Below are 19,314 nucleotides of genomic sequence, written 5' to 3'. Positions count from 1 at the left end.
CCGTCGGCGCCACCGTCGGACCGACTCACCTGATGACCATGACGCCCGAAAAGATCAAAGTCGCCTGCTCGAACTGCAACCTGCGGGAGCTTTGCATGCCGGTGGGCCTGCAGCCGACCGAACTGGAGCGCATCGACGACCTCGTGGCCACGCGGCGCAAGGTCAAACGCAAGGAGACGCTGTTCCGCAACGGCGAGCGCTTCTCGGCGCTCTACGCCATCCGCACCGGCGTCTTCAAGACCCAGGTGACGGCCGAGGACGGGCGCGACCAGGTCACCGGCTTCCAGATGGCCGGCGAGATCATCGGCCTGGACGGCATCGTCAACAACCACCACACCTGCGACGCCGTGGCGCTGGAGGACGCGGAGGTCTGCGTGATGCCCTTCGACCGCATCGAGGAGCTGTCGCGCGAGGTCACGGCGCTGCAGCGCCACGTGCACCAGATCATGAGCCGCGAGATCGTGCGCGAGCACGGCGTGATGCTGCTGCTGGGCAGCATGCGCGCCGAGGAACGCCTGGCCGCCTTCCTGCTCAACCTGGTGCAGCGCCTGCACGCGCGCGGCTTCTCGGCCAGCGAACTGGTGCTGCGCATGACGCGCGAGGAGATCGGCAGCTACCTGGGCCTGAAGCTGGAGACCGTGAGCCGCACGCTCTCCAAGTTCGTCGAGGACGGCCTGGTCGAGGTGAACCAGCGCCACGTGCGCATCCTTGACGCGGATGCGCTCAAGCGGCTGGTGAACCCCACCGTCTGCGCCTGATGCGGCGCCTGCCGGCTAGCGCCCCAGTTCCTTGGCGCTGACGCCGGCGATGCCCCAGTTCTCCTTGGGCACCTCCTGGATCCAGACGCGCACGTTGGCCATCGGCGCGCCGGTGGCCTCCACCAGCGCCTGCGAGACCTTCTCGATCACCGCCTTCTTCTGCGCCTCGGTGCGGCCTTCGATCATGTAGATCTGGGCGAAGGGCATGGTCGTGCCTCCCTGCGCTCAGGCGAAGCGCAGCCCGACGCTGCCCATGCCCTGCACGCGCAGCGTCACCGCGTCGCCGGCCTCCACCGCCACCGCCTCGGTGGCGCCGCCCGAGAGGATCAGGCTGCCGGCAGGAATCTCCCTGCCCTGCCGGCCCAGGTGGTTGGCCAGCATGGCGACCGCGGCGGCCGGGTGGCCCAGCACCGAGGCGCCGGCCCCCAGCGCCACCGGCGCGCCGTTCTTCTCCAGCACGATGCCGACGGTGCGCAGGTCCACCTGCTCGGGCCGCAGCGCCCGGCCGCCGACCACGAAGCGCGCGGCCGAGGTGTTGTCGGCCACCACGCTCTTGAGGTCGAACTTGAAGTCGCGGTAGCGGCTGTCGATCACCTCGATGCCGGGCAGCACGAAGTCGGTGGCCGCGAGCACGGCGCCGATGTGGCAGCCCGGCCCCTTGAGCGCGTGCTTGAGCACGAAGGCGATCTCGGGCTCGACCTTGGGGTGGATCAGCCCGGCCGTCTTCACCGCAGCGCCCTCGGGCACGCTGAACGCGTCCACGAGGAAGCCGAAGACGGGGCTGTCCACGCCCATCTGCTTCATCTTGGCGTGCGAGGTCAGGCCGGCCTTCAGGCCGACCACGCGCGCACCGCGGGCCAGCTTGCGCGCGAGGATCGCGTCCTGGATCGCGTAGGCGTCGTCCCAGTCCATGCCGGGATGCTCGTCGGTGATCTTGGGCGTGTCCCGCGCCTCCAGTTCGCAGGTCTCCAGGTGGGCGGCGAGCTGGTCGATGGTGTTCCTGTCGAGTGCCATGCGCCTCCCCTTCAGGCAGCCAGCAGGCCGCGTTCGCGCGCCAGGGTCAGCGCGGTGTCCTCGATCATGTCCTCCTGCCCGCCGACCATGCCGCGCCGGCCCAGCTCCACCAGCAGCTCGCGCGCGGGCACGCCGTACTTCTTCTCGGCGCGCTTGGCGAACAGCAGGAAGGAGCCGTACACGCCGGCATAGCCCAGCGTGAGCGCATCACGGTCGATGCGGATCGGGAAGTCCATGATCGGCACCACCAGGTCGTCCGCCACGTCCTGGATCTTCCAGAGGTCGACGCCGGTGACGATGCCCATGCGCTCGCACACGGCCACCAGCACCTCCATCGGCGTATTGCCGGCGCCGGCGCCCAGGCCGGCCGAGGCGGCGTCGATGCGGTTGGCGCCGGCCTCGATGGCGGCGATGGAGTTCGCCACGCCCATCGCGAGGTTGTGGTGGCCGTGGAAGCCCAGCTCGGTTTCGGGTTGGAGCGCGGCGCGCACGGCGGCGATGCGCTCCTTCACCTGCTCGGGCAGCAGGTAGCCGGCCGAGTCGGTCACGTAGATGCAGTTGGCGCCGTAGCCTTCCATCAGCCTGGCCTGCTTCACCAGCCCCTCGGGGCTGTTCATGTGCGCCATCATCAGGAAGCCGACCGTGTCCATGCCGAGCTTGCGCGCGGCCGTGATGTGCTGCTCGCTCACGTCGGCCTCGGTGCAGTGGGTGGCGACGCGAATGGTGGCGACGCCCAGGCCGTGTGCCATCTTCAGATGGTCCACGGTGCCGATGCCGGGCAGCAGCAGGGCCGACACCTTCGCCTGCTTCATCAGCGGGATGACGGCGCCGAGGTACGCCTCGTCGGTGTGCGCCGGGAAGCCGTAGTTGACCGAGCTGCCGCCCAGTCCGTCGCCGTGCGTGACTTCGATCAGCGGGATGCCGGCGGCGTCCAGGCCGCGGGCGATGTCCTTCATCTGCTGCAGGCTCATCTGGTGGCGCTTGGGGTGCATGCCGTCGCGCAGCGTCATGTCGTGCAGGGTGACGCGCTGGCCTTCAAGTTGGCTCATGGGGTTCTCTCCTCGTGGGTTCAGGCGGCGGCGGCTTCGGCGGGCTGCAGCGCCAGCCGGCCGGCCAGCAACGCCTCGGCAAACATCTCGGCGGTGCGCGCGGCGGCGGCGGTCATGATGTCCAGGTTGCCGGAGTACTTGGGCAGGTAGTCGCCCAGGCCCTCGACCTCCAGGTAGATGGAGACGCGCTGGCCGTCGAACACCGGGCCGTTGACGATGCGGTAGCCGGGCACGTACTTCTGCACCTCGCGCAGCATCTGCTCGACGGAGGCGCGGATCTCGGCCTCGCGCGGCGCGCCTTCGACCAGGCAGTGCACGGTGTCGCGCATGATCAGCGGCGGCTCGGCCGGGTTGATGACGATGATGGCCTTGCCCTGCTTGGCGCCGCCCACCTGGGCCACGGCGCCGGCGGTGGTGCGCGTGAACTCGTCGATGTTCTTTCGCGTGCCGGGGCCGGCGCTGCGCGAGGAGACGGTGGCGACGATCTCCGCGTAGTCCACCGGCTGCACGCGCGAGACGGCGCGCACCATCGGGATGGTGGCCTGCCCGCCGCAGGTGACCATGTTGACGTTCATGGCGCCGGAGTCCAGCAGGTCCGCCAGGTTGACGGGCGGCACGCAGAAGGGGCCGATGGCCGCGGGCGTGAGGTCGATCATCAGCGCACCGCGCTCGTTGACCTTGCGGCTGTTCTCGGCATGCACGTAGGCGCTGGTGGCGTCGAACACGATCTGCACGCCGTCGGCCTCCAGGTGCGGCAGCAGGCCGTCCACGCCTTCCGCCGTCGTCTTGATGCCCAGTTCGCGGGCGCGCTTGAGCCCGTCGGATTCGGGGTCGATGCCCACCATCCACACCGGCTCCAGCACCGGGCTGCGCTGCAGCTTGGCCAGCAGGTCGGTGCCGATGTTGCCCGGCCCGATCAGGGCGCACTTGATCTTCTTGCTCATGGGGAGTCCTTCGTTGGAATCAGATGAAGCGCACCGAGCAGCCGCCGATGCCGCCGATGGTCACGCGCAGGTTGTCGCCGGCCTTCACCGGCACCATCGCGGCGAGCGAGCCGGACAGCACGACCTCGCCGGCCTCCAGCGCGATGTCGAGCGCGCCGAGCGTGTTGGCGAGCCAGGCCACGGCGTTGGCCGGATGGCCGAGCGCGGCGGCGCCGGCGCCGGTGGCGACGATCTCGCCGTTCTTCTCCAGCACCATGCCGCAGGTGCCCAGGTCCACCTCGCGCGGATCGACCAGCCGGTCGCCCAGCACGAACACGCCGCAGCTCGCGTTGTCGGCCACGGTGTCCTGGATGCGGATCTTCCAGTCGCGGATGCGCGAGTCGACGATCTCGAAGCAGGCCATCACGCCCTCGGTGGCGGCCAGCACGTCGGCCGCCGTCACGCCCGGGCCCTTGAGCGTCTTCTTCAGCACGAAGGCGATCTCGCCCTCGGCCTTGGGCTGGATCAGCGAGGCGGCGGGCACGGCCTCGCCCTCGTTGTAGACCATGCCGTCGGTGAGCCAGCCGAAGTCGGGCTGGAACACGCCGAGCATGTCCATCACCGCCTGCGAGGTGACGCCGATCTTCTTGCCGACCACGCGCTCGCCGGCCGCCAGGCGGTGCGAGAGCATGCGCTGCTGGATGGCGTAGGCGTCCTCGATGGTGAGGTCGGGGTGGCGGCCGCTCAGCGGCTCGATCGCGCGGCCCTCGCGCAGGGCGGCGTACAGCTCGTCGCCGAGCGCGTCGTGGAGTTCGTTGCTCATGGTGGTGTCAGTCCGCAAGAGGATGGGGTTCGTCGGCGGCGGCTTCGGCCAGGAAGTCGCCGACCAGCCGCGCGAAGCGCGCCGCGTGCTCGATCTGCGTCCAGTGGCCGCAGCGGCCGTACACGTGCAGCTGCGCGCGCGGGATCCAGTCGGCGAGGGTCAGCGAGGTCGCGAGCGGGATCACCCGGTCCTCGCGGCCGTGCACCACCAGCGTCTCGTGCGGCAGGCGGCGGATGTCGGCCTCGCGGCTGGCCAGCGCATCGACCCAGCGCTGGCGCGGGGCCGGAAACATGGCGGCGAAGGACTCCTGGACACCGGGCCGGATGCTGGCCTGGTAGCGAAGCTGCGCCAGTTCGTCGTTCACGAGGCCGCGGTCGAAGGCGAAGATGTCCAGCAGCGCACGCATGTTCGCGATCGACGGCGTGTAGCCCCACACCGCGTCCAGCCCCGGCGTGATGGCGAAGGGCACGCCCACGCTGCCCATCAGCACCAGCCGCCGTACGCGCGCCGGGTGGCGGATCGCCAGTGCCAGCGCCAGTCCGCCGCCGAAGGAGTTGCCGACCAGGTCGGTCCGCTCGATGTCGAGCGCGTCGAGCAGGCCGACCGCCTGACGCACCCAGGCGTCCATGCCGTAGGCGAAGCCCGGCGGCCGCTCGGTGTAGCCGAAGCCCACCATGTCCGGCGCGATCACGCGGGCGCGCCGCGCCAGCTCGGGCATCACCAGCCGCCAGTTGGCCCAGGCCGACACGCCGGGCCCCGAGCCGTGGATCAGCAGCACCGGCGCGCCCTGCCCCAGGTCGTGGTAGTTGGTGCGCAGGCCCGCCGCATCGACGCTGCGCGCGATCTCAGGGTTCATGTCAGTTCTCCACGGCGCGGCGCACCACCCGCAGGGCATGAAACGGGCGTTTCAAGCCGACGAGCGCAGCGAAGTCCTCAGGGCACCCGAGGAACTGGCTTGGCCAGGCCGCTGGGTGCGCCCCCCTCCAAGCCGAAGGCGCCAGAGAGGGGGGAGCCGCGAAGCGGCCTGGGGGGTGTTTCATTTCAGAGCTTGATGCAGACATTCTTCTGCTCCGTGTAGAACTCCAGCGAGTGCACCCCGCCCTCGCGCCCGATGCCCGACTGCTTGGCACCGCCGAAGGGCGTGCGCAGGTCGCGCAGGAACCAGGAGTTGACCCAGGACAGCCCCACCTGCATGCGCTGCGCGACGCGGTGCGCACGCGCCAGGTCGCGCGTCCAGATGGCGCAGGCCAGGCCGTAGGCGTTGTCGTTGGCCTTGGCGAGCACTTCCTCCTCGGTGTCGAAGGGGGCGATGTGGCAGCAGGGCCCGAAGATCTCTTCCTTGATGACGCGCGCCGTCTCGGGCAGACCGGTCCAGATCGTGGGCTGCACCCAGGCGCCGCCCGCCAGCTGCGCGCCCATGTCGGGCACGCCGCCGCCGGTGACCACGGTGGCGCCCTCCTCCGCCGCCAGCCGGTAGTACGACAGCACCTTGTCCTGGTGTTCCTTGCTGATCAGCGGCCCCATGCCGGTGGCGGCATCGTCGGGCACGCCGAGCTTCAGCGCCTCGGCCTGCTGCTTCAGCGCGGCCACGAAGCGCTCGAACAGCGGGCGCTGCACGTACACGCGCTCGGTGCCCAGGCACACCTGCCCGCAGTTGGCGAACACGCTGCGCATGGTGCCCTCGATGGCGGCGTCGAAGTCGCAGTCGTCGAAGACGATGGCCGCGTTCTTGCCGCCCATCTCCAGGCTCACCGGCCGCGCGCCCTGGGCGGCGGCCTTCATGATGACCTCGCCGGTGCGCGTCTCGCCGGTGAAGGTGATGGCGTCCACGCCGGGGTGCGTGGTCAGGAACTCGCCTGCCGAGTCCGGCCCGAAGCCGTGCACCACGTTGTAGACGCCGGGCGGGATGCCGGCCTCGTTCATCACCTCGCCCAGCAGCGCGGCGGTCTGCGGGGTCTCTTCCGAGGGCTTGACCACCACCGTGTTGCCGCAGGCCAGCGCCGGGCCGACCTTCCAGGTCATCAGCAGCAGCGGCAGGTTCCACGGGCAGACCACGCCGACCACGCCCACCGGCGTGCGCCAGCCGTAGTTGATGGCGCCGCGGCCGTCGGGCGTGGCGGTCTCGAAGAACTCGGTGGGCACGTTCTTCACCACGTCGGCGAAGACCTTGAAGTTGGCCGCGCCGCGCGGGATGTCGATGTGGCTGGCGAGGCTGCGCGGCTTGCCGGTGTCCTGGCATTCGGCGGCCAGAAACTCCTCGAAGCGGCGGTGGATGCCGTCGGCCACCGCGTACAGGCGCTCCACGCGCTCGGCCACGCTCATGCGGCCCCAGGGGCCGGCCAGCGCGGCGCGCGCGGCGGCCACGGCGGCATCGACCTCGGCGCGGCCGGCCTCGTGCACCTGCGCGACCACCTCGCCGGTGAGCGGCGAATGCTTGTCGAACAGCCGGTCGGTGGCGGCGTACTCGCCCTGGATGAAGTTCAGGATCTGTTTCATGTTGCGTCCTTGTCAATGAGCCCCAGCACCGCAAGGCCGGCGCGGGCGATGGCCTCGTCCTGCGCCTCGCTGCCGCCCGAGACGCCGATGCCGCCGATACGCTCGCCGCCCTCAAGCACCGGCAGCCCGCCGCCGAAGGCGACGAAGCGCGCCCGCCGCAGCAGGCCGTCGCGCACCGCGGGCGAATGGCCGTCCAGCGCCGCGTGCCACCGCGCGGTGGGCAGGCCAAAGCTGGCGGCGGTGTAGGCCTTGTCGATGGCGATCTCCACCGAATGCAGCGGCGCGCCGGGCATGCGCACGAAGGCGGCGAGCAGCCCGGCCGGATCGACCAGCGCGATGTTCACGGCCGCGCTCAGGCGCGCGGCTTCGGCCGCCGCCGCGCCGGCCGCGGCATGCGCGGCCTGCCAGCCGATGCAGCGCTGCGGCACGCTGTGGCGCACGGCGGCGTCCATCAGGTGTAGACCTCGGTGAAGGACGGCACCAGGTCGCCCGTGTGATAGAAGATGCCGCTGCCGAGCATGTCCTCCGTCCAGGTGGTCACGGGCCGGTCGCGCTGCGCCAGGTAGCCCAGGCCGGCGAAGGTCTCGTTGCGGTTGCCGCTGGGGTCGAAGAAGTAGATGGTCTCGCCGCGCGTGATGCCGTGGCGCGTGGGCGCGACGTCGATGCGCACCTTGTTCTTGGCCATCACGTCGGCCGCCTTGAGCACGTCGTGCCAGGAGTCGAGGAAGTAGGCGATGTGGTGCAGCCCGCTGCGCGGCCCGCCGACGAAGGCGATGTCGTGCGGCGTGGTGGTGCGCGCCATCCAGGTGGCGGCCTGCATGTCGCCGTTCGGGCCGACCAGCACCTGCTCGGTGAGGAAGAAGTCCAGCGCCTCGGTCATGAAGCGCGTGTTGTCGGCCACCGTGTTGACGCCGGTCTCCGGGTTCAGCTCGCACATCAGCAGCGCGTGGTCCAGCCAGTGAGCGCCGGCGCCCTTCAGGCCGTCGGGCCACGGGTCGGGGTTGGTGGAGCCGACCTCGGTGCCGACGAATTCCTTCATCGCGTACAGGCGCATCTCGTGCCCGCTGGGCAGCCTGAACTGCAGCATGCGGCCGGTGGCCGGCAGCGAGCCCTCGGGCAGCATCTCGGTCTTCACGCCCCAGGCCTCGATGCGCTCGCGCAGCGCGTCCAGGTCCGCGTCCTTCTCGACCTTGTAGGCGATGTGGTTCAGGCCGGCCTGGTCGGACGGCGTGAGGACGAGCGAGTACTTGTCCCACTCGTCCCAGCACTTGAGGTACACGTTGCCGGCCTTGTCCTGCATCGTGGTCTTCAGGCCCAGCACCTTCTCGTAGTGCTGCACGGCGGCCGCCATGTCCATCACCTTCAGGCTCGCGTGGCCTATGCGTAGAACGCCCATGTCATGTCTCCTTGGGTTGGGTCGTGGGTGGATGCGCGCGCGCCGGGATGGCACTGGCGCCGGAAAAGGGTTTGACGAGCCGCCCGGCGACCTCCAGCCGCACCGCGGCGGTGGGCGCCACGCGGCAGGCCAGGGTGTAGCCCTGCGCCTCCTCGTCGGCGCTGACGTGGGCGCGGCTGACCGGGCCGAGGGCGCGCACGCTGCCCTCGACGATGCGCACCTTGCACACGCCGCAGCCGCCGTTGACGCAGCCCACCGGGATGCCGCGCCGCCCCAGGCGCAGCATGCCCCTGAGCAGGCTCTCGTCGCCGGCGCAGGCGTAGCACTCGCCGGTCTGCGCGACGTGCACCTGCAGCGTGGGGCGGGGGCTGAACTGCACCGTCAGACTCGCTTGAACAACGGGCTGCGCGCACCTTGCGCGTCGGCCGCCGAGATGAACTTCTCGGTGTAGATGTCGCGCTCGAAAAGGCGCCCCTGCATCAGCGTGGCGATGCAGGCCTCGATCATGGCCGGCGGGCCGCACAGGTAGGCCTTGTGGCCGGCGAAGCCGCCGTCGAAGTGCGCCTTCGCCGCCTCGTGCACGAAGCCGCGCGCGCCCGTCCACGCCGAGCCCTCGGGCTCGCCGGACAGCGCGGGCAGGTAGTGGAAATTCGGGTGCGCCTCGGCCAGCGCGCGGAACTCGGCGTCGTAGTACAGCTCCTCGCCCGTGCGCTGGCCGTAGACCAGCGTGATCGGCTCGGTGCAGCCGGAGGCCAGCAGCTCCAGGATCATCGAGCGCGGGCTCGACAGGCCCGAGCCGCCCGCCATGAACAGCATCGGCAGCGCAGCCGAGCGGCGCACGAAGAAGCGGCCGTAGGGTCCGGCCAGGCGCAGGCGGTCGCCCTCCTTCGCCGATTCGTGCAGCCAGGTGGTGCCGGCGCCGCCGGGCACGTGGCGCACGTTCAACTCGATGCGCGCCGCCTCGCCGTTCGCATCCGGCGGGTTGGCGATGGAGAAGGCGCGGCTCTGCCCCAGCCCCGGGATCTCGAGCTGCACGTACTGCCCCGCCTGGAAGCGAATCGGCTTGTCCAGTTCCAGGTGCAGCGCCTTGATGGTCGGCGTGAGCGCCTCGATGCGCACCAGCGTGGCCGCGAAGTCGCGCACCGGGATGACGGCGGCATCGGGCTCCTCGTCGATGTCGGCCTCGATGGTGGCGTCGCACTGCAGCGTGGCGCAGCAGGCCAGCGTCTTGCCGTCGTCGCGCTCGAAGTCCATCAGCGCGAAGGGGTTGGCCGCGCCGTGGTCCACCTCGCCGTCGCACACCTGCACCTTGCAGGTGCCGCACAGGCCGTGGCAGCAGGCATGCGGCAGGTAGATGCCCTGGCGCAGTGCGGCGTCGAGCACGGTCTGGCCCTCCTCCACGTCGATGGTCGCGCCCAGGGGCTCGATGGTGAGCTGGTAACTCATCGCGGCCTCCGCTCAGGAGAACGATCCCTCGATGCCCGCCAGGCCCGGCGTGCGGAAGCGGATCGCGTCCTTGTGGCCCAGGCCGTTCTCGGCCAGGCTCTTCGCCGGGTCGGGCGTCCAGGGCTGGCCGGACCTGAACCACTGCACCTGCGACCAGTCGATGCGCGCGAAGTCCGGGTGCTCGCCGTAGATGCCGGGCAGCACCTGCCCGGCCAGCGCGCCGAAGGGCATGTCCGGCGGCAGCGGCAGGCAGAAGGGCGCGCAGAACATCAGGTGCTCTTCCCAGCCGATGTACAGCAGCGGCGCGGGGAAGTTCTCGCGCACGTCCTTGGCCGGGAATTCGTAGGGATGCAGGGCGACCGTGCTCATGCCGCACCTCCCTCGCCGGCGGCCGGCTGCGCGTCGCCGCGCCAGGCGGCGAAGTTCTTCTGGTCCTCCGAGCCTTCGAAGTCGAAGTTGTCGCGGCCCACGTTCAGCTCGTACCAGTCGAGCACCGCCATCAGCGGGTCGAAGCCGGGCTGCGTCGGATCGACGCCCTCCTTGAAGCAGTGGCCCTGATAGATCTGGTGCACCGGCAGCCAGGACTGCACGTACTTCTCGGGCTCCTGCTCGAAGATGTGCTGGCAGCCGTCGCTGCAGAAGTGGTACTTGTCGCCCAGGTAGCTGGACTCGCGGTAGCAGATCCGGCTGGCGTCGCCCGGCTCGGTGAAGAGCATCGGGATCTGGCAGGTGGTGCACAGCATCGGCAGCGTCTTGTTGTAGAACCGCTTGCCGGCCTGCTGCTGCGCGCGGTAATGCAGGAGGCGCGGGCGGTAGTACCTGTCGAAGGTCTCGGGGTACTTCTGCGACAGCCAGTCCAGCTCCTCGTCGCTCGGCACCCAGGTGTGGAAGGGCGCGGCGGCGGCGTAGTTGTAGAAGGTGTTCCAGGCCTGGTGGCTGATGTGGTCCTTGCCCTCGCAGGCGGCCTTCCAGCCCGCGGGCTCGCGGATGCCGTAGCGCGCCAGGTCCCTGAACAGCGCGCCGCCGTTCTGCTCGGCGTACATCTCCCAGGCTTCCTTCCAGCTCATCACGCGCTTGGGCAGCATGTAGTCCTGCATCATGGCCACCAGCGTCAGCACGCGGTAGCCGCGCCAGAACCACTTGTCGATCCACTTCTGCACGATCGGCACGTTGGCCGGGTCCTGCTCCAGCATGAACTTGATGCACTCGATGCCCAGCGTCATGTGGCGCGACTCGTCGCTCTGCGCCGAGAAGCCGAAGGTGACGGTGGACATGTCGCCGTTGTGCGCCGCGCCCGACATGAAGGGCACGAACAGCAGGTTGGTCAGCACGTACTCGAAGCTGAAGCTGACGGCGGTGAGGAACTCGAAGGGCCCGGCGGTGAGCGCGTCCTCGAAGAAGGACTTGGGCACCGAGAGGTACCACACGCGGTCGAACCAGTGGTTCGCCTGGTGCATGCCGTTGAAGTACTTGTTGTAGTGGCTCAGCGCATGCGTCTCGGTCTGGAAGTGGCGCAGCTCGTCGATCGACTGCATCTGCGCCGCCACCCGCGCGCCGGCGCCGGTGAAGTGCCGGCCCACGTGCGCGAAGCCGCGGTGCGCGTAGTACTCCAGCGGCGTCACCCCCTGGATGAAGAGCTTCAGCGCGTTGACGTAGCGCGCGTCGGCCACGCCGAGCTGGCCGTTGTTCTGCGCGAAAGCCTCGATGACGGCGTAGAGCTTCTTCTCCTTCTCGCCCTGGTACTTCCAGTAGGCGTCCATGGTCAGGCGGAAGGGGTCCTCCCACTTGTCCCAGTCGTGGATCCTGATGCCTTCGTAGCGGTCGTAGGGGAAGACCTTGTCCATCGGCTGGTAGCTGGTGTCCCAGGCCAGGCCGCGCGTCATGGCGGCGTAGCGCTCCTTCAGGCCCAGCTTCTTCTTGGCGACGCGGGTGTCCATGCGTGTGTCTCCTGTGATGTGTGGGTTCAGTGCCTCCAGCTCAGGGTGAGCTGGTCGTCGTCCTCGTCGATGTGGCCCGAGAGGGTGACGAGGTTGACGTGGATCTGCTGCAGGTCGTAGGCGCGGCCGGTCTGCTCCTCGATCGTGGCGCGGCGGATGGTGAGCCGGCCGGGGGCGTCGATCTTGACCAGGCCCGGCGTGTGCGCCGCGCTGGCATCGGGGTTGTCGGCCAGGATGGCCTCGACCACGGGGCGCGCTTCCTCGTTGTCCTGGAAGGCGATGAAGACGTTGGAGATGCTGCTGCTCATGGCGTGCTCCTCAGACGGCCAGGCCGGCCTTGCGGGCGCGGGCGTCGAGCGCCTCGCGCACGGCCTGCAGCGCGCCGGCGCCCTGCTCGCCCAGCGCCAGGTCGGCCACCGGCGCCAGCGCGGCCTGTGCGGCCTGGGCGTAGGCGGCATACCAGCCGGAGATCAGCGCCAGGTTCTCCGGCGACTCGGCCGCCGCCACCTTGACCACCGCGTCGATCCAGCGCGCGCTCTCGTCGTGCCACTCGGGCATGAAGGCGGTGAGCATCGCCACCGCGGTGCCGCCCTGCAGCGCCAGGTGCTCGTCGACGAACTGGCCGTAGACGAGCGGGTACAGCAGGCCGTCGAGCGCCAGGTTCTGCGCCACGAACAGCTCGAAGGGGTCCTGCAGCACCAGCGTGTCCTCGACATAGCGGCGCAGCACCTGCCAGCGCGGCGCCTGCAGCCAGTCGTTGCGGCCGGCCTCCAGCACGCCGGGCTCGTCCATCACCAGGCCCAGGCGCGTCAGGTACTGGGCCACGCCCAGGTGGTCCATCGCGTGGAACATGGCCGGCGCGGTGAAGGCGGTGCCGTAGCCGCGCGCGCACACGTTGCAGTTGTTCATGTTGCCGCCCCAGGCCACGTGGCGCAGCGGCATCAGCACGGCGCAGGCCCTGGCGCGCAGCGCGTCGGACATCTTGCCCACCAGGCCGCGCGACTCGACGAACTGGTAGTTGGACTCCATCGCGTCCTGCTGGCGCGCGCGGGCCATGGTCCAGGTGGCGTAGTAGTACTGGCGCGGATCGCGCAGCGCGTACCAGTCGGCCATGCGCACCGCCGTGCGGCCGGTGTCGAACAGCTCGAACTCCGGCTCCCAGGTCGGCCGGTAGTGGAAGTTCGCCGCGGGCTGCGCGCCCAGCGTGGCCTCGAGGTAGCGCGACGCGGGCTTGTCGCCCGTGTAGGCCGCCACGCGGGCGAAGGTCTGGCGCAGCGGCTGGATCTCGCGCGCCTGCAGGTCGATGTTCATGGGGCGTTGTCTCCTCGGGGTGAAGGGATTCAGTCGTCGAGCTGCTGCACCCGGTGCGTGCGGCAGAAGGCCTCGAAGTCCGGCTCGGGCAGCAGCAGGTCCACCGACAGCTCGGGCCAGCCGAGCGAGAACGCGAACTCGACGAAGCCGTTGTCGCGCCGGCTCAGCACGCGCACGAAGCGCTGGCTCAGGTCGCAGGCGGGGGGGTCGGTGGCAGGGATGGACATGGCGTTCTCGTGAGGTCGGCGTGCGCAGCCTGTTTTGCACGGTGCGTGCCAGTCACCCGAAAATGTCGATAAATTGAGGGTTTGCCCCTAGGAATCGGCCTGTCCCGGCCGGCATCGGCGGCGTTTCGGCGGATCGCACCCGCCGGCGCGGCGTGATTGCTGCGCAGCAGCATGATGATTTGATGAAGCCCCGCCGGGCGGCTGCATGAAAAGATCAATCCGGAGCTGTCGAGGGATTGCCCCGGGTGGACGGTTCGGGTCAATTTATCGATACTTTCCGACATGCCGCCGCCGATCCCGCCCCTGCCCTCCGACGACGACCTGCGCCGGCTGGTGCACTTCTCCACCGTCGACGGTCGCATCTGGCTGTCGGGCCAGCGCATGCTGCTGGTCCACGCGGCGGCCATCCAGGCGCTGCGCCGCGAGCTGATGGCCAGCATCGGCCCGGCCCACACGCGCCGCCTGCTGATGCGCGCGGGCTACGCGTCGGGCGAGCGCGACGCGCTGCTGGCACGGCAGGTGCGCCCCGACGCCCCGCTGTTCGACGCCTTCTCGGTCGGCCCGCAGCTGCACATGCTCGAAGGCATGGTGCGCGTAACGCCGCGCGTGTTCGACCTCGACGAGGCGGCCGGCCACTTCCACGGCGTCTTCCAGTGGGACCACAGCTGGGAGGCCGAGGTGCACCAGCGCGACTTCGGCCCGCAGGACGCCCCCGTGTGCTGGATGCTGCTGGGCTACGCCTCGGGCTACACCAGCGGCTTCTTCCGCCGCCCGGCGCTGTTCAAGGAAGTGCAGTGCACCGCCTGCGGCGCCGAGCACTGCCTGATCGAAGGCCGTTTCGTGCACGAGTGGCCCGACGGCGAGCAGCTCGCGCGCGACTACGACCCCGACTCGATGCTGGTGCGCCTGGACGAGCTGCAGTCGCAGGTGGAGGCGCTGCGCACGCAGCTCGAGCCGGCCGACGAACAGGGCCCGCTGCTGGGCCGCTCACGCGCGTTCCAGGAGACGGTGGCGCTGCTGCGCAAGGCCGCGCCGACGCAGGTGACGGTGCTGCTGACCGGCGAGACCGGCGTGGGCAAGGAGCGCTTCGCCCGCGCCCTGCACGCCATGGGCCCGCGCGCCGACAAGCCCTTCGTGGCGGTGAACTGCGCCGCGCTGCCCGCCGAGCTGATCGAGAGCGAACTCTTCGGCGCCGAGAAAGGCGCCTACACCGGCGCCACCGCGGCGCGCGTGGGCCGCTTCGAGCGCGCGCACGGCGGCACGCTGCTGCTGGACGAGCTGGGCGAGCTGCCCCTGCCCGCCCAGGCCAAGCTGCTGCGCGTGCTGCAGCAGGGCGAGGTGGAGCGCCTGGGCGGCAGCCAGCCGCGCAAGGTGGACGTGCGCGTGGTGGCCGCCACCAACGTCGACCTGGAGAAGGCGGTGGAGGAAGGCCGCTTCCGCCGCGACCTGCTCTACCGCCTGAACGTCTACCCGATCCGCATCCCGCCGCTGCGCGAGCGCGTGGACGACATCGAGCCGCTGGCCATGCACCTGCTGCACCAGTACGCCGCCGCGCACGGCAAGCGCGTGGCCGGCTTCACCGACCTGGCGATGACCGCGATGCGCCACCACGACTGGCCGGGCAACGTGCGCGAGCTGGAGAACCTGATCGAGCGCGGCGTGATCCTGGCCGTGCACGGCGAGCTGGTGGACGCGCCGATGCTGTTCCCCCAGGCGCCCTCGGCCGACGCCCTGACGCTGAACGCCGCCGGCCAGCTGGAAAGCCCGGCCGTGTGCGCGCCCCCCGCCGGGCTCTACGAGGCGCTGCAGCGCAGCGGCCTCACGCTGGACGCGATGGAGGACGCCCTGATCCGCGAGGCCGTGCAGCGCGCCGGCGGCAACCTGGCCGCGGCGGCGCGCGCGCTCGGCATCACGCGCCCGCAGCTGAGCTACCGCCTCTCGCGCCTGCAGGAGCGCGCGCGCAACGCCTCCTGACACAACATGGCCAAACGTTCATTCCTGCCCCTGCGGGCCCTGCCCGCCAACGACGCGCCGGACACCAACGGCTCCCGCACGCTGATCGAGCAGACCTACGCCACGCTGCGCGACGCCATCATCGAAGGACGGCTGGCGCCCGGCAGCAAGCTGCGCATCGAGCACCTGCGCGTGGCGCACCAGGTGGGCGCCGGCACGCTGCGCGAGGCGCTGACGCGGCTGGTCAGCGACGCGCTGGTCAGCGCCGAGGGCCAGCGCGGCTTTCGCGTGGCGCCCATCGCCATCGAAGAGCTGGAGGACATCACGCGGCTGCGCGTGCACATCGAGACCGAGGCGCTGCGGCTGTCGATACGGCACGGCGACGCGGCCTGGCGCAACGCCCTGACGGCGGCCTACGAGGCGTTGTCGGCCGAGGAGCGGCCGATCGCGCCCGGCCGGCGGCGCCAGTGGGAGGTGCTCAACCTGCGCTTCCACGAGGCGCTGCTGTCGGGCCATGCCTCGCCGTGGACGCTGCACGTGCTGCGCCTGCTGTCGCGCCACAGCGAGCGCTACCGCAGCTACGCGATGGGCCTGCCCGGCAGCGAGCGCGACGTGCACGCCGAGCACCGGGAGATCTACGAGCTGGCCATCGCCGGCCTGGAGGCGCGCGCCGCGCTGGCGCTGGAGGCCCACATCTGGGCCACGCCGCACGTGCTGCTGCGGGCGCTGCGCGAAGGCACGGTGGTGCTGCCCGGCAGCGCGCCGGCGGCGCTGCGGCAGGCCTGAGAAGGTGTGAACCGAAGACGCGCTCAGGGCGCCTGGTTGATCTCGGCCGACGAGCGCGTCAGCAGCAGCGCCAGGGCGCCCGACAGGGCCGTCACGGCCCAGAAGACGAAGAAGGACAGCGCGTACACGAGCTGGCGGCTCGGCGGCAGCGCCCGGCCGAACCACTGCAACTCGCCGGGGTCGACACAGGCGAACACCAGGAACTCGAGCACGCAGGCCGCCAGGAAGGACGACCAGCCCACAGCCATCACGCGGCGCGCCTGCATCGCGGGGCCTCCTCAGGGCTTCGCCGGCGGCAGGTCGCGCGCCGGCGTCATGGCGTGGTTGCGGCCGGTCTGCGCCGGCAGCATGGCCTTGGCGCCCAGCGTGCGGTTGATCTCGACGCCGTGGCGGTAGTAGTCGGCGTCCACCACCGGATCGGCGCCGTGCACGGCGATCCACGCCGTCACGCAGCCCGCCACCACCACGGCGGCGGGACCGCCCACCACCATCCACATGATCGGGTGGCGCCACCAGGGCGAGGCGCCTTCGTCGGTCTTCTGGTCGGTCATTGCAGCAAGCCTTTCTTGAAAGCGGAATTCAGCGCGGCACCAGGAACACGGCCTTCTCGGAGACCTGTGCGCCGCCGCCCTCCTGCCGTACGTCGAAGTGGATGGCATGCGAGCCGGGCGCAGCGCTGCCGTCCATGATCTGCAGGCGCACCGCCACCCAGCGCGAGTCCGCGGGGCCGATCTCCACCTGCGTCTCGCTCGCCACGGCCAGCCCGTCCAGCCCGCGCGCGTCGATGCGGTAGCGCTGCGGCCGCTCGGTGGCGTTCATGATCTGCAGCCGGTAGACGTTCTCCAGCCGGCCGCCCTCCACCGGCCGCGCCAGCGAGGCGCGGTCGCGCACCACGTCCACCTTCAGCGGCGTGCGCACCACCAGGCTGCCCAGCAGGCCCGCCACCATCACGGCCAGCACGCCGGTGTAGATCAGCACGCGCGGCCGCAGCACGCGGCGCAGCAGTTGGCGCGGCGTCCAGCGCGCGGCCATGCCGTTCTGCGTGTCGTAGCGGATCAGGCCGCGCGGATAGCCCACCTTGTCCATCACCGAGTTGCAGGCGTCCACGCACAGGCCGCAGCCGATGCACTCGTACTGCAGGCCGTCGCGGATGTCGATGCCCACGGGGCACACCTGCACGCACAGGCTGCAGTCGATGCAGTCGCCCAGGCCGGCGGCCTTCGCGTCGGCGTCCTTGCGGCGCGGGCCGCGCGGCTCGCCGCGCTGCGGGTCGTAGCTGACGATCAGCGTGTCGCGATCGAACATCGCGCTCTGGAAGCGCGCGTAGGGGCACATGTACTTGCACACCTGCTCGCGCATGAAGCCGGCGTTGCCGTAGGTGGCGAAGCCGTAGAAGAAGACCCAGAACACCTCCCACGAGCCCATCTGCGTCTGCAGGAAGGCCATGCCGAGGTCGCGGATGGGCGTGAAGTAGCCGACGAAGGTGAAGCCGGTCCACAGCGAGATGCCGATCCAGACCAGGTGCTTGAACCACTTCTTGACCAGCTTCTCCATCGACAGCGGCTCGCCGTCCAGCCGGATGCGGGCGCTGCGGTTGCCCTCGATCTTCTGCTCCACCCACATGAAGATCTCGGTGTAGACCGTCTGCGGGCAGCTGAAGCCGCACCACAGGCGCCCCGCCACCGCGGTGAACAGGAACAGCGACAGCGCGCAGATGACCAGCAGGCCCGCCAGGTAGATCAGGTCCTGCGGGTACAGCACCAGGCCGAACAGGTAGAAGCGCCGCGCCGCCAGGTCGAACAGCACCGACTGCCGGTCGCCCCACTGCAGCCACGGCAGGCCGTAGAAGACCAGCTGCGTGGCGAAGACCATGATCCAGCGCCAGCGCGAGAACAGGCCCTGGATGCTGCGCGGATAGACCTTCTTCGAGGCGGCGTAGAGCGCGCCGTCCGCCTCCTGCGGCGCGGCGGCGATGGGGATCACCCTGCGCGCGGCGCGCGGCGCCGGCGCGCCCTGCTGCTGGCCGGACTCGTCCATGACGCCCGCCCTCAGCGCGCTGCGACCGGGCGGTTCGACAGGCCCCAGACGTAGGACGCCAGCACCTGGATCTGGGCCTCGGTCAGCCGGCCTTCCTGTGCCGGCATCTCGCCGTGCCGGCCGTTGGTGATGGCCGAGATGATGGCCGCCTCGCCGTAGCCGTGCAGCCAGATGTTGTCGGACAGCCGCGGCGCGCCCAGCGCCGGGTTGCCGCCGCCGGTGGGGCCGTGGCAGGCCGCGCAGGCCGCGAACTTGCCCTTGCCCAGGCCGGCGCGCACCGAGTCGTGCGGGCTGTTCGACAGGCTCAGCACGTAGTTCGCCACGTTCTTCACGTCGTCGGCAGTGCCCACCGCGGCGGCCATCGGCGGCATCAAGCCCTGCCGGCCCTTGGTGATGGTCTCGACGATCGCGGCCGGCTCGCCGCCGTACAGCCAGTCGTTGTCCGTCAGGTTGGGAAAGCCCCTGCTGCCGCGCGCGTCGGAGCCGTGGCACTGGGCGCAGTTGTTCATGAACAGGCGCTCGCCGATGGCCTGCGCGGCCGGGTCGGCGGCCATCTGCTCGACCGGCATCGACGCGAAGCGCTGGTACACGGGCGCCAGTTCGGCCTCGGCCTTCTTCACCTCGGCCTCGTACTGGCCGGTCGAGGTCCAGCCGAGCTGGCCTTCGGCCTTGCCCAGCCCCGGGTAGAAGAACAGGTAGGCCAGCGAGAACACGATGGTGATGACGAACAGGCCCATCCACCACATCGGCATCGGGTTGTTGGCCTCGCGCAGGTCGCCGTCCCACACGTGGCCGGTGGTGTTGTCGGTGCCGGCGGACGGCGTGCGCTTGCGCGCCGTGAGCCACAGCAGCAGCAGACAGCCAAGGATGCCGAGCACCGAGGCGCCGGCCACGTAGTTCGACCAGAAGTTGCTGACGAAATCGCTCATCGTGTTCTCTTTTGAGTGCGTTCGGCCTGCGTCATCCGAAGGCCGCGGAGCAGGCCATGCCAGCGACATCCGCGGAACCGGCTCTGCCGGGCCGCAGGATGTGCCCCCTCGAGGGGGTTGGCGAAGCGGAACGAAGTCCGCGAAGCCTGGGGGTGATCCACATGTCAGTCTTGCTCGAAGGGCAGGCGCGCGGCCTCCTCGAAGCGTTCGCGGTTGCGGCCCGCGTAGG

Annotated in this window: 23 protein-coding genes; 3 read left to right on the top strand and 20 right to left on the bottom strand. The window is 70.4% G+C overall.

Features of this window, described 5'->3' with window-relative positions:
• The first annotated feature begins 38 nt into the window (after positions 1-38).
• Positions 39-758: a fumarate/nitrate reduction transcriptional regulator Fnr gene (fnr, locus tag ACIY1X_RS02410; protein WP_038204810.1), complete on the top strand. Its 720-nt coding sequence runs from the start codon at positions 39-41 to the stop codon at positions 756-758.
• Positions 759-773: 15 nt separating this feature from the next.
• Here fnr and ACIY1X_RS02405 read toward each other — a convergent pair whose 3' ends face one another.
• From ACIY1X_RS02405 to ACIY1X_RS02330, 16 genes are all read right to left on the bottom strand, one after another.
• Entirely contained in the window at positions 774-965 is a 192-nt protein-coding gene (locus ACIY1X_RS02405; protein WP_032490131.1) for a 2-hydroxymuconate tautomerase, read from the bottom strand.
• An 18-nt stretch (positions 966-983) separates the two neighbouring features.
• Positions 984-1,772 (bottom strand): 2-oxo-3-hexenedioate decarboxylase, encoded by a 789-nt coding sequence (gene dmpH / locus ACIY1X_RS02400; protein ID WP_399677718.1) that lies wholly within the window; start codon positions 1,770-1,772, stop codon positions 984-986.
• Between the two features lie 11 nt (positions 1,773-1,783).
• Positions 1,784-2,821: a 4-hydroxy-2-oxovalerate aldolase gene (dmpG, locus tag ACIY1X_RS02395; protein ID WP_399677717.1), complete on the bottom strand. Its 1,038-nt coding sequence runs from the start codon at positions 2,819-2,821 to the stop codon at positions 1,784-1,786.
• Positions 2,822-2,841: 20 nt separating this feature from the next.
• Positions 2,842-3,765 carry an acetaldehyde dehydrogenase (acetylating) gene (locus ACIY1X_RS02390; protein WP_399677716.1) on the bottom strand — a complete coding sequence of 308 codons (924 nt, stop codon included), beginning with the start codon at positions 3,763-3,765 and terminating at the stop codon, positions 2,842-2,844.
• A gap of 19 nt (positions 3,766-3,784) precedes the next feature.
• Complete coding sequence (gene dmpE, locus ACIY1X_RS02385; protein ID WP_399677715.1) at positions 3,785-4,567, bottom strand: 2-oxopent-4-enoate hydratase; 783 nt, start codon at positions 4,565-4,567, stop codon at positions 3,785-3,787.
• A 7-nt stretch (positions 4,568-4,574) separates the two neighbouring features.
• The gene (locus ACIY1X_RS02380) at positions 4,575-5,423 is read right to left on the bottom strand and encodes an alpha/beta fold hydrolase (RefSeq protein WP_399677714.1); all 849 of its coding nucleotides are present in this window, start codon (positions 5,421-5,423) and stop codon (positions 4,575-4,577) included.
• A gap of 185 nt (positions 5,424-5,608) precedes the next feature.
• Positions 5,609-7,063 (bottom strand): 2-hydroxymuconic semialdehyde dehydrogenase, encoded by a 1,455-nt coding sequence (locus ACIY1X_RS02375; protein WP_399677713.1) that lies wholly within the window; start codon positions 7,061-7,063, stop codon positions 5,609-5,611.
• On the bottom strand, positions 7,060-7,515 hold the full coding sequence (locus ACIY1X_RS02370; RefSeq protein WP_399677712.1) for a heme-binding protein: 456 nt from the start codon (positions 7,513-7,515) through the stop codon (positions 7,060-7,062). Before ACIY1X_RS02370 ends, ACIY1X_RS02375 begins: the two co-directional genes overlap by 4 nt.
• Entirely contained in the window at positions 7,515-8,459 is a 945-nt protein-coding gene (locus ACIY1X_RS02365) for a catechol 2,3-dioxygenase (protein WP_399677710.1), read from the bottom strand. Before ACIY1X_RS02365 ends, ACIY1X_RS02370 begins: the two co-directional genes overlap by 1 nt.
• A 1-nt stretch (position 8,460) precedes the next feature.
• Positions 8,461-8,844, bottom strand: coding sequence for a 2Fe-2S iron-sulfur cluster-binding protein (locus ACIY1X_RS02360; protein ID WP_399677790.1), 384 nt, complete (start codon positions 8,842-8,844; stop codon positions 8,461-8,463).
• Positions 8,841-9,905: an NADH:ubiquinone reductase (Na(+)-transporting) subunit F gene (locus ACIY1X_RS02355; protein WP_399677709.1), complete on the bottom strand. Its 1,065-nt coding sequence runs from the start codon at positions 9,903-9,905 to the stop codon at positions 8,841-8,843. Before ACIY1X_RS02355 ends, ACIY1X_RS02360 begins: the two co-directional genes overlap by 4 nt.
• A gap of 12 nt (positions 9,906-9,917) precedes the next feature.
• Entirely contained in the window at positions 9,918-10,274 is a 357-nt protein-coding gene (locus tag ACIY1X_RS02350) for a phenol hydroxylase subunit P4 (protein ID WP_399677708.1), read from the bottom strand.
• Positions 10,271-11,842: an aromatic/alkene/methane monooxygenase hydroxylase/oxygenase subunit alpha gene (locus ACIY1X_RS02345; RefSeq protein WP_399677706.1), complete on the bottom strand. Its 1,572-nt coding sequence runs from the start codon at positions 11,840-11,842 to the stop codon at positions 10,271-10,273. Before ACIY1X_RS02345 ends, ACIY1X_RS02350 begins: the two co-directional genes overlap by 4 nt.
• 26 nt (positions 11,843-11,868) lie before the next feature.
• Positions 11,869-12,138: an MmoB/DmpM family protein gene (locus ACIY1X_RS02340; RefSeq protein ID WP_038204808.1), complete on the bottom strand. Its 270-nt coding sequence runs from the start codon at positions 12,136-12,138 to the stop codon at positions 11,869-11,871.
• Between the two features lie 22 nt (positions 12,139-12,160).
• A complete protein-coding gene (locus ACIY1X_RS02335; protein WP_399677705.1) occupies positions 12,161-13,153 on the bottom strand; it encodes a phenol hydroxylase in 993 nt (330 codons plus the stop codon).
• Positions 13,154-13,182: 29 nt separating this feature from the next.
• Positions 13,183-13,380 carry a phenol hydroxylase subunit gene (locus tag ACIY1X_RS02330; protein WP_399677703.1) on the bottom strand — a complete coding sequence of 66 codons (198 nt, stop codon included), beginning with the start codon at positions 13,378-13,380 and terminating at the stop codon, positions 13,183-13,185.
• A 282-nt stretch (positions 13,381-13,662) separates the two neighbouring features.
• Between ACIY1X_RS02330 and ACIY1X_RS02325 the strand changes: the two genes are divergently transcribed.
• A complete protein-coding gene (locus ACIY1X_RS02325; protein ID WP_399677702.1) occupies positions 13,663-15,354 on the top strand; it encodes a sigma 54-interacting transcriptional regulator in 1,692 nt (563 codons plus the stop codon).
• A gap of 6 nt (positions 15,355-15,360) precedes the next feature.
• Entirely contained in the window at positions 15,361-16,119 is a 759-nt protein-coding gene (locus ACIY1X_RS02320; protein ID WP_399677700.1) for a GntR family transcriptional regulator, read from the top strand.
• 23 nt (positions 16,120-16,142) lie between these two features.
• On the opposite strand, the gene ACIY1X_RS02315 is transcribed toward ACIY1X_RS02320, so the two are convergent.
• Genes ACIY1X_RS02315 through ccoP form a run of 4 tightly spaced genes read right to left on the bottom strand, consistent with a single transcriptional unit; the run spans position 16,143 to position 19,085 of the window.
• On the bottom strand, positions 16,143-16,385 hold the full coding sequence (locus ACIY1X_RS02315; RefSeq protein ID WP_399677698.1) for a hypothetical protein: 243 nt from the start codon (positions 16,383-16,385) through the stop codon (positions 16,143-16,145).
• Between the two features lie 12 nt (positions 16,386-16,397).
• Positions 16,398-16,670 carry a FixH family protein gene (locus ACIY1X_RS02310; RefSeq protein WP_038204544.1) on the bottom strand — a complete coding sequence of 91 codons (273 nt, stop codon included), beginning with the start codon at positions 16,668-16,670 and terminating at the stop codon, positions 16,398-16,400.
• Between the two features lie 28 nt (positions 16,671-16,698).
• Positions 16,699-18,156 (bottom strand): cytochrome c oxidase accessory protein CcoG, encoded by a 1,458-nt coding sequence (gene ccoG, locus ACIY1X_RS02305; RefSeq protein ID WP_399677696.1) that lies wholly within the window; start codon positions 18,154-18,156, stop codon positions 16,699-16,701.
• Between the two features lie 11 nt (positions 18,157-18,167).
• Positions 18,168-19,085 carry a cytochrome-c oxidase, cbb3-type subunit III gene (gene ccoP / locus ACIY1X_RS02300; RefSeq protein ID WP_399677694.1) on the bottom strand — a complete coding sequence of 306 codons (918 nt, stop codon included), beginning with the start codon at positions 19,083-19,085 and terminating at the stop codon, positions 18,168-18,170.
• Positions 19,086-19,314: the final 229 nt, after the last annotated feature.

Source organism: Xenophilus sp. (genome assembly GCF_044462705.1).
In the GTDB taxonomy this organism is placed as follows: Bacteria; Pseudomonadota; Gammaproteobacteria; order Burkholderiales; family Burkholderiaceae_C; genus Xenophilus; species Xenophilus azovorans.
The sequence above is the reverse complement of the archived record's forward strand: the minus strand, read 5'-3'. Positions and strand labels throughout refer to the sequence as shown.

Excerpts from the sequence above, each read along its gene's own strand:
- fnr (WP_038204810.1), top strand. The coding sequence starts at position 39 with ATGACGCCCGAAAAGATCAAAGTCGCCTGCTCGAACTGCAACCTGCGG.
- ACIY1X_RS02405 (WP_032490131.1), bottom strand. The coding sequence starts at position 965 with ATGCCCTTCGCCCAGATCTACATGATCGAAGGCCGCACCGAGGCGCAG.
- dmpH (WP_399677718.1), bottom strand. The coding sequence starts at position 1,772 with ATGGCACTCGACAGGAACACCATCGACCAGCTCGCCGCCCACCTGGAG.
- dmpG (WP_399677717.1), bottom strand. The coding sequence starts at position 2,821 with ATGAGCCAACTTGAAGGCCAGCGCGTCACCCTGCACGACATGACGCTG.
- ACIY1X_RS02390 (WP_399677716.1), bottom strand. The coding sequence starts at position 3,765 with ATGAGCAAGAAGATCAAGTGCGCCCTGATCGGGCCGGGCAACATCGGC.
- dmpE (WP_399677715.1), bottom strand. The coding sequence starts at position 4,567 with ATGAGCAACGAACTCCACGACGCGCTCGGCGACGAGCTGTACGCCGCC.
- ACIY1X_RS02380 (WP_399677714.1), bottom strand. The coding sequence starts at position 5,423 with ATGAACCCTGAGATCGCGCGCAGCGTCGATGCGGCGGGCCTGCGCACC.
- ACIY1X_RS02375 (WP_399677713.1), bottom strand. The coding sequence starts at position 7,063 with ATGAAACAGATCCTGAACTTCATCCAGGGCGAGTACGCCGCCACCGAC.
- ACIY1X_RS02370 (WP_399677712.1), bottom strand. The coding sequence starts at position 7,515 with ATGGACGCCGCCGTGCGCCACAGCGTGCCGCAGCGCTGCATCGGCTGG.
- ACIY1X_RS02365 (WP_399677710.1), bottom strand. The coding sequence starts at position 8,459 with ATGGGCGTTCTACGCATAGGCCACGCGAGCCTGAAGGTGATGGACATG.
- ACIY1X_RS02355 (WP_399677709.1), bottom strand. The coding sequence starts at position 9,905 with ATGAGTTACCAGCTCACCATCGAGCCCCTGGGCGCGACCATCGACGTG.
- ACIY1X_RS02350 (WP_399677708.1), bottom strand. The coding sequence starts at position 10,274 with ATGAGCACGGTCGCCCTGCATCCCTACGAATTCCCGGCCAAGGACGTG.
- ACIY1X_RS02345 (WP_399677706.1), bottom strand. The coding sequence starts at position 11,842 with ATGGACACCCGCGTCGCCAAGAAGAAGCTGGGCCTGAAGGAGCGCTAC.
- ACIY1X_RS02335 (WP_399677705.1), bottom strand. The coding sequence starts at position 13,153 with ATGAACATCGACCTGCAGGCGCGCGAGATCCAGCCGCTGCGCCAGACC.
- ACIY1X_RS02330 (WP_399677703.1), bottom strand. The coding sequence starts at position 13,380 with ATGTCCATCCCTGCCACCGACCCCCCCGCCTGCGACCTGAGCCAGCGC.
- ACIY1X_RS02325 (WP_399677702.1), top strand. The coding sequence starts at position 13,663 with ATGCCGCCGCCGATCCCGCCCCTGCCCTCCGACGACGACCTGCGCCGG.
- ACIY1X_RS02320 (WP_399677700.1), top strand. The coding sequence starts at position 15,361 with ATGGCCAAACGTTCATTCCTGCCCCTGCGGGCCCTGCCCGCCAACGAC.
- ACIY1X_RS02315 (WP_399677698.1), bottom strand. The coding sequence starts at position 16,385 with ATGCAGGCGCGCCGCGTGATGGCTGTGGGCTGGTCGTCCTTCCTGGCG.
- ACIY1X_RS02310 (WP_038204544.1), bottom strand. The coding sequence starts at position 16,670 with ATGACCGACCAGAAGACCGACGAAGGCGCCTCGCCCTGGTGGCGCCAC.
- ccoG (WP_399677696.1), bottom strand. The coding sequence starts at position 18,156 with ATGGACGAGTCCGGCCAGCAGCAGGGCGCGCCGGCGCCGCGCGCCGCG.
- ccoP (WP_399677694.1), bottom strand. The coding sequence starts at position 19,085 with ATGAGCGATTTCGTCAGCAACTTCTGGTCGAACTACGTGGCCGGCGCC.